This is a genomic window from Paenibacillus sp. FSL R7-0345, from assembly GCF_038595055.1.
In the GTDB taxonomy this organism is placed as follows: Bacteria; Bacillota; Bacilli; order Paenibacillales; family Paenibacillaceae; genus Paenibacillus_AQ.
Genome location: NZ_CP152002.1, coordinates 1064072 through 1078376, shown reverse-complemented (window position 1 = coordinate 1078376; position 14305 = coordinate 1064072). Strand labels below are relative to the sequence as shown.

The 14305-nt window shown below is 50.5% G+C and carries 12 protein-coding genes; 5 read left to right on the top strand and 7 right to left on the bottom strand.

The genetic code is table 11. The features are described from left to right. Positions 1-25: 25 nt before the first annotated feature. From NST84_RS04515 to NST84_RS04490, 6 genes are all read right to left on the bottom strand, one after another. Entirely contained in the window at positions 26-853 is an 828-nt protein-coding gene (locus NST84_RS04515) for a nucleotidyltransferase domain-containing protein (protein WP_342564447.1), read from the bottom strand. Between the two features lie 92 nt (positions 854-945). Next, on the bottom strand, positions 946-1116 hold the full coding sequence (locus tag NST84_RS04510; protein WP_342564446.1) for a hypothetical protein: 171 nt from the start codon (positions 1114-1116) through the stop codon (positions 946-948). 118 nt (positions 1117-1234) lie between these two features. After that, a complete protein-coding gene (locus NST84_RS04505; protein WP_342564445.1) occupies positions 1235-3244 on the bottom strand; it encodes a hypothetical protein in 2010 nt (669 codons plus the stop codon). Further along, on the bottom strand, positions 3198-4100 hold the full coding sequence (locus NST84_RS04500) for an ABC transporter ATP-binding protein (RefSeq protein WP_342564444.1): 903 nt from the start codon (positions 4098-4100) through the stop codon (positions 3198-3200). The genes NST84_RS04505 and NST84_RS04500 overlap by 47 nt, the downstream gene beginning before the upstream one ends. Continuing rightward, a complete protein-coding gene (locus tag NST84_RS04495; protein WP_342564443.1) occupies positions 4093-4479 on the bottom strand; it encodes a GntR family transcriptional regulator in 387 nt (128 codons plus the stop codon). The genes NST84_RS04500 and NST84_RS04495 overlap by 8 nt, the downstream gene beginning before the upstream one ends. A gap of 585 nt (positions 4480-5064) precedes the next feature. Next, positions 5065-6201 (bottom strand): polysaccharide deacetylase family protein, encoded by a 1137-nt coding sequence (locus NST84_RS04490; RefSeq protein WP_342564442.1) that lies wholly within the window; start codon positions 6199-6201, stop codon positions 5065-5067. A 509-nt stretch (positions 6202-6710) separates the two neighbouring features. On the opposite strand from NST84_RS04490, the gene qoxA reads away from it, so the two are divergent. The 5 genes from qoxA to NST84_RS04465 all read left to right on the top strand — a co-directional run bounded on the left by qoxA (position 6711) and on the right by NST84_RS04465 (position 12423). Beyond that, positions 6711-7721, top strand: a complete 1011-nt coding sequence (gene qoxA, locus NST84_RS04485) for a cytochrome aa3 quinol oxidase subunit II (protein WP_342564441.1) — start codon at positions 6711-6713, stop codon at positions 7719-7721. 74 nt (positions 7722-7795) lie between these two features. Continuing rightward, the gene (gene qoxB / locus NST84_RS04480; protein WP_342564440.1) at positions 7796-9739 is read left to right on the top strand and encodes a cytochrome aa3 quinol oxidase subunit I; all 1944 of its coding nucleotides are present in this window, start codon (positions 7796-7798) and stop codon (positions 9737-9739) included. Continuing rightward, positions 9736-10332, top strand: coding sequence for a cytochrome (ubi)quinol oxidase subunit III (locus NST84_RS04475; RefSeq protein WP_342564439.1), 597 nt, complete (start codon positions 9736-9738; stop codon positions 10330-10332). The genes qoxB and NST84_RS04475 overlap by 4 nt, the downstream gene beginning before the upstream one ends. 1 nt (position 10333) lies before the next feature. Further along, positions 10334-10627 carry a cytochrome aa3 quinol oxidase subunit IV gene (qoxD, locus tag NST84_RS04470; protein ID WP_342564438.1) on the top strand — a complete coding sequence of 98 codons (294 nt, stop codon included), beginning with the start codon at positions 10334-10336 and terminating at the stop codon, positions 10625-10627. A gap of 251 nt (positions 10628-10878) precedes the next feature. After that, positions 10879-12423, top strand: a complete 1545-nt coding sequence (locus NST84_RS04465; RefSeq protein WP_342564437.1) for a stalk domain-containing protein — start codon at positions 10879-10881, stop codon at positions 12421-12423. A gap of 110 nt (positions 12424-12533) precedes the next feature. Here NST84_RS04465 and NST84_RS04460 read toward each other — a convergent pair whose 3' ends face one another. Beyond that, a complete protein-coding gene (locus NST84_RS04460; RefSeq protein ID WP_342564436.1) occupies positions 12534-14243 on the bottom strand; it encodes a methyl-accepting chemotaxis protein in 1710 nt (569 codons plus the stop codon). Positions 14244-14305 lie beyond the last annotated feature (62 nt).

Sequence of the window (14305 nt, the reverse complement as noted above, 5' to 3'; positions counted from 1 at the left end):
CTCTAGTTCCCTCCATCATAGTTGCCTAGCGGCCTCCTGACCAGTTCAGTCCTGCAGGCCAGGAGTCTTGTTCATCCCAGACCTCCGCCAGTGCTCTGTAAAATAGTTCATCCAGTTGTGCATCTGATACGCCGCCAGCCGCTTCAAACAGGAAAGCCGACTTTTCAAAATGGGCAATGGACTGCTCCAGATAGTTATTTATAACCTCAAGCCGCGGCTCTACATTCAGCTCATCGCCGGACATTTTACGAATCAGCAGCTGGTTTACGGTCTCACGCAGCGGTGTTCCCTCCGGAATCAGCGTTTCTACCAGCACAGAGAATTCCAGCGGCGGAATCTCGTTATATTTCTCAATCCAGGCACAGGCCAGAAGCGGGCGGAGCACGTAGAAGTACTTTTTGATCTTGACCTCACTGCCCTGCAGATAGGTGCGGTAATTGCCGCGGGCCATATTCAGATAATGATAAATGCAGGATTTCGGCGAAAAACCGAGCGGTGACAGCTGGCGGATTCGCTCTGCCACCGTGTAATTTTCCTCATAACGGATACCGGACTGCAGCCACTCCAGCAGCGGCGGGTTGGATTTGCGGAACAGCAGCAGCGCTTTTTTCAAGTCCCAGCCATTGATGTCCAGCAAATTATTGATCGGCCGTTCAATAACATCCCTTGGTTCAAAAATCGACAGATACGCTTCAGGCCGGCGCACGTACAGGAAACGCACATCGTAGTCACTGTCCTTGGACGGAAAACCCCAGGCCCGGCTGCCCGATTCGCAGGCATACAGTATACGTACATCTTCTTCCGCCTCAATCGTGCGCAGCTGGCGTATAATTTCAGCTTGGATTTCAGCCATTCTTTTCAAGCTCCTTTCCGCTCCTAAAAGATAAAAAAAGGCCATGGACTCTATTGTCCATGGCCTTACCCTTGTTTGCAGCAGATTGCCTGTTATATGTTGCCGCTTCCGGTTAATACCGGTGCCGTCAATAAATAACCTGCTGCTGAGACAAGGCTATGATCCAGGGAGGCCAGAGAGATGGAATACATACGTGAATTCTCGGATTGTAGAAGATTCTCAAAGCTATTATTGTGATTGAGTGCATTATTGTAAGTATTCATCTGTTCCTGACCTCCTTAATATTTTGCTTGGTTTTGAAATTTAAAAAGATATGTTGTACATGATGTTAGCATTTTCCAACAGCATAAGCCACGGCTCCAGTTTTTGTCAACCTGAACACTATGGAAGAACCGCCTTGATTGCCGGGGTTAAATCTTCTTCGCGCAGGATTACATAATCTACTCTTCCTTCTCTATATGCCAGCTTCACCAGATATCCCCCGCCCGAGGCTGAGTAATAATGCGTATGCTCGAGGATATCAGAGATAGCCTCAGTATCCGTAATCTCTGCCGCACGATCTTCGCTGCGGGCCAACTCCAGATGACGCTCAGGATCATAACGGTCGTTGCCGGTGAAGCGGCTGAAGTAGTCATTCGGCACAATTTCCACAGATGAGAAATCCAAAGGATTCGTACGTACTTTTTCGGCGTAGCCTTTCTGCTCAAGCCAGGCGGTAAGCTCCTTAAAGGAAGCTCTCCAATCATAGTTATAATAAAGCTGATACCCGGTCTCTTCAGGCTTGCCCATAGACTGAACTCCCGCATAAGAACGTTCGTCGTCCGTCTGATCCTCATAGGTCATATTCAAGATTTCACGTTTTAAAATGTCTTTAAATTCTGTAACTTCCTGTGGATCGGAGATACTAAGCGCCCTTGTATAGTTACTCAGGCGGAAGCCTTCGATGTCCCCATCTAACCGGGAGAGCATATACGCTTTGCGCTTATACCCCTCACTCTCCATCACCGTCCGCAGCTCCGGTTCAAAGCCGACTGCTGGAACCAGGTAAGTCCTGTTCAGAGTTCGGCCGTTATCCAGCTTATACACAAGTGAAAATTCTCGGTAATTCATACCTTGCCGATGTTCGGGACGCGCGCTTACCATTTCCTGATGCAGCTTGCGGACAGCCTCGATATAATCCCGATCTGCAGTGAGAGGGTCCTCTCCTTTTGGAGAGAATTCATCGTTCCAATAAGCACCATATGCCGCATATCGATCTCCGGCATATACGCCTACAACCTGATCCGCAGCCGGCACCCGGTTTTCATAGCCGGTGAGTCCGGACACTGGAATATACAGCACAAGCCCCAGCAGCGCCGCATATCCGGCAAACTCCAGCGGTGCCTTACGGGTCAGAATCAGCCAGGTTTTGCGGATAAGCATCTCCGCGGCAATGTAGCCGATCAGCGCACCGATCAGATGGCCGGCGATCATCCAGCCAAGCTGCTGCTGCCGGAGATGAGCAAAATAAGTGCCTGAGATCAGCATGGCACAGAGCATAACCCCCGCTTTGAACAACGGGTTAAAGTACGTAAAGGCAATGGCCTGACCCGTCTTCTCCACGTGGCGCTTACGGTACAGCAGGAAGGACAGCCCAAACAACAGGACGGACAGTACCGAATAGAGCCACAGATAACCGGCGGTGAACGGATTGGTTTTTACATAGATCATATGCATCAGCGGAGACCAGACTTCACTCCGGCCCCTTGATCCGTACCATGCCGGGTAACCGTACAAATACATGCTGAAATGTTCATTAACCAGCATCAGCAGTACAGCAGGCAGAACCAGCAGAATGTAGATTACCACACCCTGCAGCACGGATTGGCCGGTACAGATGCCGACAAACATGCTGAAAATAAACAGGAACAGGGTTAGGATCGTCAGCGTCAGGCACCATATCCCTACGTCTGCCCAGGAGTAAATATACATGTTACCGTCCAGTGCCCGCACCATTCCGGTCACAGCAGCAGTCAGCCAGACGGGTCCCAGTACCAGAATCAGTCCGCTTACCGTATGGGACACCAGCAGGTGCTCCCGGCGCAGCGGCAGGCTGTGCCACAGGTCGGACGGCGCTTTGGCCTGCAGATAACGGAACAGGAACAGGGCTGCCGCAACCGGCACTGTAACGGAGAACAGCATCTGGATCTCTCCGCCGATGAAGAACAGATTGTCTACAGACCGGCGTTCCGGATTGGGGTCATTACTCAGAAACAGCTGCAGCGGCAGCGCGAATATAAGACCGAGCGAATAAATGATTCCGATCCAGCCGTGCTGGCGCAGATCCTGGCGGATGACACTGCTGTTAAAGAAGAATCGGCTGCGCATCATAACCGGCATCCCCCATTTCATAAATAAAGATTTCCTCCAGCGTCAGCGGCAGCAGATCAAACACATACGGCTCATACACATGAAAAGCCTGTGCGATCCGCTCACGGTCGCCCTTCACGATATACAGGCTGACACTGCCCCGCTGCTCCTGATGAAGGATCTGCAGCTTCGCGGCAAGCGCGCCCGCGTGGCGTTCGTCGCGGAAGGCCACCTGGATTTTATGCGTGTCCGCCTTCAGGTCATCCAGCTCCTTCTCCACCAGCATCCGGCCGCCGTGCATGATGCCGACATGATCGCACAAATCTTCGATCTCGCGCAGATTATGCGAGGAGATCAGGACAGTCAGGCCGCGCTCCGCCACTTCCTGGAACAGCAGATTCTTGATCTGCCGGCGCATGACTGGATCAAGCCCGTCGATCGGCTCGTCCATAATCAGCACCTCCGGCGTACAGCTCAGCGCAAGCCATAGCGCTGCCTGCCGCTGCATCCCCTTGGAGAATCTGCTGAGCTTCCGTTTGCGGTCCAGCTTAAAAGCCGCACCCAGCTCCCCGAACCGCTTCTCACTCCAGGAAGGATAGATGGACCGGTAAAAAGCAGCCATACTCCGCACCGACGCCTGCGGGAAAAAGTACGGGCTGTCCGGCATGAAAATAATCCTCCGCTTTACATCAGGTGCTTCAAAGACCGGCTCACCGCCAACTGTAACCGTCCCTTCATCAGGCCGGTAAATGCCGGCAAGTGTTTTCAGCAGCGTAGTTTTGCCTGCACCGTTTGATCCGAGCAGGCCGTAGATCGTCCCTTTTTGCACAGTGAGCGAGAGGCTGTCAACTGCCTTTTCACCCTGAAAAACTTTGCTTACCCCACGAATCTCAATCATGCTTCTCCCCCTCTCTGCGTTCCAGAACCTGCCGGTACAATGCGCTTATCTCACTCTCGGTGAAGCCGAGATATACCGCCTCCGCCATCAGCCGCAGCAGCTCTCCGCGCAGCTCCATCCGCTGGCTCTCGCTGCGCTCCTGCGCGAGCGGTGCCACGAAGCTCCCCTTTCCGGGCAGGGAATAAATAAAGCCTTCACGCTCCAGCTCCCGGTACGCCTTCTGAATCGTATTAGGGTTAACTGTAAGCTGTGAGGACAATGTTCTAACCGATGGAAGCTGTTCGTCCGCCTGCAGGATGCCATGCATAATCATCTCTTTAACCTTGTCAGTCAGCTGCTCATAGATCGGCTTGCGGCTGCGGACATCCAGTTCAAACATAGGCGCCCTCCTTTAACTAAACTACAAATATGGTAATCTTAGGTGTATTAACTGTACTACTATTATTAATACAGTCTCACAAAAATGTCAACGCAAAGAAACGGCCTGCCCGCTTTGAGCGGGTTAGCCGTTTCTTTGATTTAGCTATTCGGGGGTTCCTGTCGTCCGAAGTTATGGAGATGGACTTTCGCCGCTTTTTCATCGAAATCAGTGCCGGTGGCTTGATTCAGCCCCTAGCAGAATCGCTGCCTTTGAGCAGCTCACCGGATAACTGCATTTTGTGCACCTTAAAAAGGCAATTTTGAGTCTTGGTCGGCTTTAACTGCACTCTGTACACTTATATTGCGGTAATTTCAGCTAAATCAGGTTATCCTGTCGGTTTTAGTTGCACGGAATACACTTATTCCTGAAAAAGCAGCGTTACATGCTACTTTAGCTGCAACAAATACACTTATTTCAATTCGTTTCGTAGTTCCGCCACCAGTAACGTTTATACGCAAGCAGCTCACAAACAGCAAAAAAGCCGGCAGACTAAGTCTGCCGTCCTCATTTCACAAACATATTAACACGCAATAAAATCCCCGCTTAGCGCTCATCATTCCAGAAGTTCAGCGGCTTCAGATCCTTCGTGATTACAGCAAAGCTATAGCCTTCCTTCTTAAAGGTTTCCAGCAGACGCGGCAGCACCTTGAGTGTTGCCTTCTGGTCATGCATCAGAATAACCGGACTTATCTTGGAGGCTTGCAGCTTATTCACCTGGCTCATAACCGAGTTATAGATTTTATCGCTGTTCTCCTTGTATCTCCAGTCCTCGGAATCGACGTTCCAGTCCCACAGGTGATAGCCCTGGGTCAGCACCTTGTCCCGGAAGCTCTTAGTAAAGTAAGGCTTGCTTCCGTACGGAGGACGGATCAGTGTCGTTTCCGCCCCGCTGATTTTCTTCAGCACCGCATTGTCCGAATTCATTTCAGCCAGCGCCGCTGAAGGCGATGCATAAAATTTATCTTTAACGTGGGTCATGCCATGAAGTCCAAGCCCATGATCACCTTTAACAATCCGCTTCACCTGTGAGGGGTAACGGTTCATGTTCGGACCGATCATAAAGAAGGTTGCCTTGGCTTCATATTTATCCAGGATATCCAGAAGCTGCACTGTGGTAGCCGACGGTCCGTCATCAAAGGTCAAATACAGAGTCCGCCCTTTAACTCCATTGTTTCCGGACGGAGCAGCCGGACTGGCGGCTTGAGGCTTCAATTTATCCTGATACTGCTTCACAAAGGCCTCATCACTCATTGCCGCAGATCCGTCCCGCACTCTCAGTAAATATTTATCGCCCTGAAAGGTTATGCTATATCCGAGGTAACTGCTTATCTTCACCGGAACCATCAGATTCCCGTTCTTTAAAAAGCTGTCCATCGGCACAATGGTTCCGTCCTGCAGCTTAAGTCCGCCGTTATTGTTAAGCAGACGCACTGATTTGTTGCCTGCTGCAACTGCAATCCCGTCTGTCAGGCCTGTAAGCGTCCATTTCAGCTCTGCGGATAAGGCACGCACCGGTACGTAATAGCTTCCTTTTACCGGAACAGCTTCAATTTCAGTCAGCTTATCATTCACACCCAGCTTAAGACTGGAGGAGCCCGCTCCCGCAGCACTTGCCGTAGTCTGCAGCACACCAAGACATAAGAATAAAGACATAATCACCAGCAATCCTTTTTTAAACACAAGCAGAATCTCCAATCTATGTATATTTACATTTAACTCTATCATACATAGATATAACGAAATTTGAGAGATTGTAACCGGACGCCTAAAATATTGTTACCTTTTCACGCTGTGACATATGACACAAGGGTACCTTTAGCCAATCTTGGCGCAACTTTCGTCGAATGCTGTCAGATCAATAAAGAAAGCGTTTAATCAATGTACATTTTAACCGTGATAAATGTGACGAAATTAGTAACAATAGGGAAAGTTTGAACAAAGTTTGAACTACCTTAAAATAAGCTTAAAGCCCGCCACTACAGTGATGTTTATCATACATAACTATACCTGTAACAAATTGATCACACATTATTAACTTTATCGCCATTTTTGAGGTCTTTTCTAGACTATTTTACATTAAATGTATTTTGCAATTCGGGTAAGTAATTCTTAATATAGATACAGGTCAATTATTCGCCCGCCAACAACGAACGGCTAATGAAAAGAATTATTGAAGGAAGGAGTTCTATATGAAAAAAAAGGGACCGTTATACGCTTTGTTTCTCAGCCTGCTCTTTATTCTTCCGGGATGCAGTTCGCTCGCCGTACTGAATCCTAAGGGCCCGGCTGCACGGACGCTGTCTGACACCATTATCCTCTCCATTGCGGTGATGGCCTTCGTCCTGGCAGTTGTCTACATCTTATATATCTTCGTCCTGGTGAAATACCGGGCAAAGAAGAGCAATGAAGGTTACATTCCTGAACATGAGGAGGGCAATAAGGTACTTGAGGCCATCTGGATTATTATCCCGATCATCATTGTAGCCTTCCTGTCCGTTGTGACTGTAAAGTCCACCCATGCTGTTGAGAATGTGGCAAATGAGTATAAGGATCAGGATCCGCTTGTCATTTATGCCTCCTCCTCTAACTGGAAATGGCATTTCAGCTACCCTGAGGAAGGAATCGAAACGGTAAACTATGTGAACATTCCGGTTCACCGTGCAGTTGAATTCAGACTGTATTCCTTCGGAACAATCACAAGCTTCTGGGTTCCGCAGCTTGCCGGCCAGAAGTACGCAATGAGCGACATGCTTACCTACCTCAATCTGTCCGGTGATACCGTAGGCTCTTTTATCGGAAAGAACTCGAACTTCAGCGGTAAGGGCTTTGCCCACATGGAGTTTGAAACACTTGTTATGACCGATAAAGATTATCAGGACTGGGTTAAGGAAGTGAAGGAGACTGCTCCTGCGCTGACAGAAGACGAATTTAAAGGACTTCTGGCTGCCGAGCATCTCGGACGCAAGACTTATTCCTCTACCCACTTGGAATTCAGTCCGCCTCCTGGCGATCACAGCGAGCATATGAGCGGTGACGGTACGGAAATGGATATGCAAAACGGCGGTGAAGAACACGAGGATAACAAGGAAATCCATCCTTCTCCTGTGCCTTCGAGCCAGACCGAGTTCGACGGCAACCCTGCCCCTGAGGTAGATGAGCCGCTGCCAAGCTCACCTGTAGATGAACACACGCACCAATAACCTAACCATGAGAGCTATCCGCTCTTAGATAGCATGAATCATGCAACAGCAACAACCTGAAAGGAGCCACCCTAATGGATTTAGAGAAATTTAAGGTTCACGGCGAACCCCTCATTTATGGAGCCATGATCAGTATTGCACTGGCCACCATCGGGATTCTTGTCGGGTTGACCTACTTCAAAAAGTGGGGATATCTCTGGCGCGAATGGCTGACCACTGTGGACCACAAGAAAATCGGGGTCATGTATATCCTTGCTGCCCTCCTGATGCTCTTCCGCGGCGGTGTGGACGCCATGATGATGCGTCTGCAGACTGCAGCGCCTGAAATGAAATTCCTTGATGCACAGCACTATAATGAGGTCTTTACCACTCACGGCCTGATCATGATCCTATTTATGGCCATGCCGTTTATCATCGGTCTGATGAACGTCATCATTCCGCTGCAGATCGGTGCCCGAGACGTTGCCTTCCCGCGCCTCAACGCCGTCAGCTTCTGGCTCTTCTTTTTCGGCGCCATGCTGCTTAACATCTCCTTCGTCATCGGCGGTTCTCCGGATGCAGGCTGGTCCGCTTACTTCCCGCTGGCGAGTCTGGAATTCAGCCCGACTGTAGGCAACAACTACTACTCTCTGGCCCTGCAGATTTCCGGTATCGGTACGCTGATTACAGGGGTTAACTTCATTGTTACCATCCTCAAAATGCGTGCTCCGGGCATGAAACTGATGAAGATGCCGATGTTCACCTGGTCCGTACTGATCACTAACATCATTATCGTCTTCGCTTTCCCCGTGCTTACCGTAGCACTGGCACTGATGATGTTCGACCGGCTGTTCGGCTCACAGTTCTTTACGATGGCCAACGGCGGGATGGATATGCTCTGGGCCAACCTGTTCTGGGTATGGGGACATCCTGAAGTATACATTGTTATTTTGCCGGCCTTCGGTATATACAGTGAGATTATTGCCACCTTCTCCAAAAAGAACCTGTACGGATATAAGTCAATGGTATTCAGTATGGTTATCATCTCTCTCCTGTCCTTCCTGGTATGGGCGCACCATTTCTACACCATGGGTCAGGGCGTAATGGTCAACAGCTTCTTCTCCATCACTACGATGGCGATTGCTGTACCGACAGGGGTCAAAATATTCAACTGGCTGTTTACCCTGCGTAAGGGTAGAATAACCTTTACTACACCAATGCTTTACACGCTGGCCTTCATTCCGATCTTTACCATCGGCGGGGTTACCGGCGTCATGCTGGCTATGGCCAGTGCCGATTACCAGTACCATAACACGATGTTCCTGGTAGCGCATTTCCACTACGTTCTGATTCCGGGCGCTGTATTCGCCGTTATTGCCGGGTTCCACTACTGGTTCCCGAAAGTATTCGGCTTCCGTCTGAACGAACGTCTCGGCAAGCATGCCTTCTGGTGGATCATTATTTCCTTCAACGTAACCTTCTTCCCGCTGTTCTTCCTCGGTCTGATGGGGATGACACGCCGGATGTACACTTATTCGGAAGAGACCGGCTTCGGTCCGCTGAATATGCTGTCGTTCGTCGGTGCGGTAGGTTTGGCTATCGGTTTCCTGTTGCTGGTGTACAACATCTACTGGAGTACCCGCTACATGCCGAGAGATACAACAAGCGATCCTTGGGATGGACGTACCCTGGAATGGGCTACACCAAGTCCGATTCCGGCTTACAACTTCGCAGTTGTGCCTAAAGTTGATTCTCTGGATCCGTTCTGGGAAGCGAAGCAGAAAAAAGTATCATTGTTCGAAGATAAAATCACCAAGATTCACTTGCCTAACAATACCGGGAAGCCGTTTATCCTGGGTGTAATCTTCTTCTTCCTGGGCTTCTTCCTCGTATTCAGCATGTGGATTCCTGCTATCGTTGCCGGAGTCGGCGTCATTGTCATGCTGGCTGCAATGTCCTTTGACCAGGATCACGGCTTCTATGTGAGCGCTGAAGAAGTTATTGCTACTGAAAAGAAACTGCGGGGTGAGACTGTATGAAAATAGATGCGTCGAAGCCGCTGGAATATTCAACTGAAGAAAACAGTAACAAAATCTTCGGCTTCTGGGTTTTCCTTGGAGCTGAAATCCCGCTCTTTGCTACGCTGTTTACTGTATATTTTGTAATGGTTAACCGTTATGCCAGCGGCCCTAGCGGCCCTGAGCTGTTCGAAATCGGACCGGTGCTGGCTGAGACCTTCCTGCTCCTGACCAGCTCGTTCACGATCGGCCTGGCTGTGCATGCCATGCGTCTGGGCCACAAGAAAGCCACGATGATCCTTATGGGCATTACACTGCTTATGGGTCTCGGCTTTATCGGGATTGAGATCGATGAATTCTTCACCTATGTTCATGAAGGTGCTACACTGCAGACCAGCGGCTTCCTCTCCAGTCTCTTCGTACTGCTGGGAACGCACGGTGCCCACGTCAGCTTCGGCTTCCTGTGGGGAGTAGGCATCATGATCCAGCTGTGGCGCCGGGGAATTACTCCTGCTACAGCCAACAAAACATTTATCTTCTCACTGTTCTGGCATTTCTTAGACGTTGTCTGGATCTTCATCTTCAGCTTCGTCTATCTGAAAGGACTGATGTGACATGATAAAGCAACTATTTCCAATCCGCCATGTAATGGGCTATCTGGCCTCACTGGTCCTTTCAGCCGCTGCGCTGATTGTTATCTACGGCGATCTGTCTCATACAGCTAATGTGGTAGTTCTGACAGTCACTGCAATTATCCAGGCCTCCCTGCAGCTGTTCGTGTTCATGCACATCGGCGAATCGGCAGATACCAAAAAAGAGCTCTACGTCAACATTGCTTATGCCTTGTTCGTAGGTTTGATCACCCTTTTTGGTACCCTCTTCATCTTCGTATGGGGCTGGTACTCCTAAGCGCTACAGCTTCAACATTTTCTTGGCTGAAACAGCCCGCTTCCGGTATATACTCCGGTGCGGGCTGTTTTTTTTGATATATGCCACCTGATCTCCCGCATTTTCAACAAACATTCAGCCCGGATTCAACCAACATTCAGCGCAGGCTCAGATGGTTCTCAGTTAGCGGCTCTACAATGTAGACATTCACAGCACAGATATATGGCTCTACATAGCAGTACCTATACTAACAGTAAAGGATGAGAACAAGTATGAGTAAAAAAAGTGGAATGAAGGGTTTTGTCGTTGGAGCTGCCGTAACCGCCTCACTCGCCATGTCAGTGTCCGCCTATGCCGACACGATCACGAAACAGATTGCCGTCACCTACAACGATATCGTCGTTACGCTGGACGGCCAGGAAACCGCGCTGCAGGATGCCACAGGCGCTACTGTAGAACCATTCATCTATAACGGCACCGTCTATCTTCCGGCCAGGGCCATTTCAGAAGCGGTCGGGCTGACCGCCAGCTATGACAAGACCACCAAAACGGTAAGCCTGACCTCAAACGGCGGGACAAGCACCCTGCCGCAACAAACAGCCGGTACTGCGGATGCGGCCAGCCTGGGAAGCGCAACCTATCTGCTGGAAGGCAGCACAGCGAGCAAAGCAGACGATACCATCTCTGCCGTAACTACGGATACCTCTGCAGTAAAGGTTACAGCCGGCGGTGTTCTAACGCTGAATGGTGTAACTTTAAGCAAAGCCGGCGGCACCTCTTCTGAGGACAACAGCAACTTTTACGGGCTGAATGCCGCACTGCTTGCTGCCGGAGGCAGTACCATCACCCTGAATGATTCAACGCTTACAACCAGTGCCAACGGTGCAAATGCCGTATTTGCTACAGGTGCCGGCTCAACAGTCAATGTATCCGGTGTAACCATCACCACTACTGAGGATTCCTCCCACGGGCTGGATGCCACTTATACCGGGACCGTCAATGCTACCAACACCAATATCACAACATCCGGCACCCATTCTGCCAGTATCGCTACTGACCGGGGAAACGGCACTGTTAATGTTACCGGCGGCACTATGCTGACAATCGGCACCGATTCGCCGGGGATTTACTCCACAGGTACGATTTCCGTTTCAGATGCGCTGATTACATCACAAGGCTCTGAAGCAGCCGTAATTGAAGGCAACAATTCCATCACGCTTAAAAATACCAATCTGTCCGGAGCCAAAAAGAGCGGAATTATGCTCTACCAGAGCTTTTCCGGTGATGCCGAGGCAGGAACCGGCACGCTGACAATGACCGGCGGCTCGCTCACTGCTTATGCCGGACCGCTGTTCTATGCTACCAACACTGATGCAGTGATTAACCTGAAGAACACCGGACTGTCAAGCAACTCCGGCATTCTGCTGGCTGCGGGTGCCGATCAATGGGGCACCAAGGGCTCCAATGGCGCTGCAGTAACACTTAACGCCGATGCCCAGCCTTTGACCGGTGATGTCACAGCAGACAGTATTAGTTCGGTTGCACTCGTTCTCTCAAACGGCAGTTCCCTGACCGGTGCGCTCGACACTGCCAATACCGCCAAGTCTGTTTCCTTTACGCTTGATGCAACCAGCGTGTGGAACGTTACGGCGGACTCCTATTTGAGTGTATTAACCGACGGTGATACCACCCTGTCCAATATCAAGGACAACGGACATACCATCTATTACGATGCCGCAGCAAGCACCAACAGCTGGCTGGCAGGGGCAACCATCACGCTGAGCGATGGCGGGCGCCTGACTCCGTTCTCTAGCTAAGTTCGTTTGAATAACGGGCTGGTCCGGCAAGAATGCTTAACAGCCCCTGGAACTTAACTGTTCCAGGGGCTGTTTGCTGTCTAATATGTGTATAAACCGGCGCTTAAGTATTAAAGCTTGAATCTTGCCAGCTCTTTCTGCAGATCTTCAGCCAGCGTGGCCAGATATTGGGCTGACATGGACATTTCACCCATGGCAGACAGCTGCTCACCGCTGGCGGCACTGGCATCCTGAACATCCTCCGCACCCTTGCGGGAAGCCTCGCCCACCTGCTTCATAGCCTCTGACACCGATTTTGATTCCTCCGAGACATGTTCGACTGCAGTCCTGATCCGCTCAGTCTGCTGAACAGCCGACTGAATGGCGGACTGGATTTCCGCGAAAGCCAATGAAACGGCTTCGCTCTGCGCCACACCCAGCGCTACAAGCTCTGACCCGGCCGTCATTGAATCAACTGCGCTGCCGGTCTGCTGCTGGATGTCCGTAATAATATCCGTAACCTTCAGGGAGCTCTGTCCTGTCGCTTCAGCCAGCTTGCGGATTTCCTCCGCAACCACGGCGAAGCCGCGTCCGTGTTCGCCTGCTCTGGCTGCTTCAATTGAAGCATTCAGCGAGAGCAGGTTCGTCTGGGTGGCAATCTCGTTGATTGTAGTAATAATCGTATTAATTTCCCCCGAAAGGCTGCCCAGATTGCCGACAATAGCCTGTGTTGAAGAAACGCTGGAATTGATTTCGCTCATCCGGGCAATGATGCTGTTTACCGCCTCGGCACCGTATCCCGTTGAAGCGGCAGCGCCGGTCATCAGCCCGGCCATATCATTGCTGCTGCGTTCCACTGCGGCAATATCCTCTGCCATGGTCTGCACGGATGCAGTGGTACGGGTAATGCTGTCCGCCTGGGCCTCAAAACCGGCTGCAATATCGGCTGAAGCCTCGGCAATCAGCTGGGAAGCGCGCGCCGTCTGCTCTGCGCTTGCACTCATCTCCTGTGAAGAAGCCGACAGCATTTCGGTGCTCTCCGAAATCCCCTGCATCATCCGCTTGAGGCTGGCAAGCATTGAATTGTAAGACTGGCTGATCTGGCCGATCTCATCCTTGGAGGTATAAGCAGCCGTTGCTGTCAGATCGCCTGCTTCCGCACGTTTCATCAGAATCTGAAGCTCTTTAAGCGGTTTGGTAATCAGCAGGGAGATCACGATGCTGATGGTAATGCACAGCACCCAGGCAGCAGTAATCAGCAGGGTGCTGATCGTCCGGGAGGTTTTGGCATCGGTCAGTGTGAGCTCGTTATGCGCCTGCGCATCCGCAACCAGGGAAGCTGCAACATTATCAAGCAGACCCACCATCCTGGTCCGGGAATCGTTGAAGGTACTGCCTGAAAAGATTTGATAGCCTTCTTCATTCATATTTTTGTCTGCCAGCTGAATGATACTATCCCGCTGTGTCCGGTAATCCTCAAGCATCGATACATATTCGTCAATTCCGGCTGTAATTTGCAGATTCTTAAACTCGATGGATTCCAGCTGGTTCATCAGCTCGTTGTTCTGCATAATTTTGTCCTGTATTTCAACGGTAAGCTGCTCACTTCTGTCTTCTTCCCGGGTCAGCAGATCCTCCAGCAGAAAAGACTCGATCGCCCGGTTGTTGGCGCGTATTTCAGTAACCAGATAGATGGGAATCAAATTCTGGTTGTAAGTTTCCCGGGAACGCTCAGCAAGCTTATCCGTGAAAATAATGCCTTCAGTACCAACACCGATCACCAGGATTACTGCAACAGCGGCCAGAACTGCCATTTTGAATTTTACTTTTAAATTCCTCATTATCCTTATTCCCGCCTTCTCCTTATCATGCCATACCATCTATATCGGCGAAAAAAGTCGAA

Coding starts and splice junctions, on each gene's coding strand:
- NST84_RS04515 (WP_342564447.1), bottom strand. CDS start 853: ATGGCTGAAATCCAAGCTGAAATTATACGCCAGCTGCGCACGATTGAG.
- NST84_RS04510 (WP_342564446.1), bottom strand. CDS start 1,116: ATGAATACTTACAATAATGCACTCAATCACAATAATAGCTTTGAGAAT.
- NST84_RS04505 (WP_342564445.1), bottom strand. CDS start 3,244: ATGAAATGGGGGATGCCGGTTATGATGCGCAGCCGATTCTTCTTTAAC.
- NST84_RS04500 (WP_342564444.1), bottom strand. CDS start 4,100: ATGATTGAGATTCGTGGGGTAAGCAAAGTTTTTCAGGGTGAAAAGGCA.
- NST84_RS04495 (WP_342564443.1), bottom strand. CDS start 4,479: ATGTTTGAACTGGATGTCCGCAGCCGCAAGCCGATCTATGAGCAGCTG.
- qoxA (WP_342564441.1), top strand. CDS start 6,711: ATGAAAAAAAAGGGACCGTTATACGCTTTGTTTCTCAGCCTGCTCTTT.
- qoxB (WP_342564440.1), top strand. CDS start 7,796: ATGGATTTAGAGAAATTTAAGGTTCACGGCGAACCCCTCATTTATGGA.
- NST84_RS04475 (WP_342564439.1), top strand. CDS start 9,736: ATGAAAATAGATGCGTCGAAGCCGCTGGAATATTCAACTGAAGAAAAC.
- qoxD (WP_342564438.1), top strand. CDS start 10,334: ATGATAAAGCAACTATTTCCAATCCGCCATGTAATGGGCTATCTGGCC.
- NST84_RS04465 (WP_342564437.1), top strand. CDS start 10,879: ATGAGTAAAAAAAGTGGAATGAAGGGTTTTGTCGTTGGAGCTGCCGTA.
- NST84_RS04460 (WP_342564436.1), bottom strand. CDS start 14,243: ATGAGGAATTTAAAAGTAAAATTCAAAATGGCAGTTCTGGCCGCTGTT.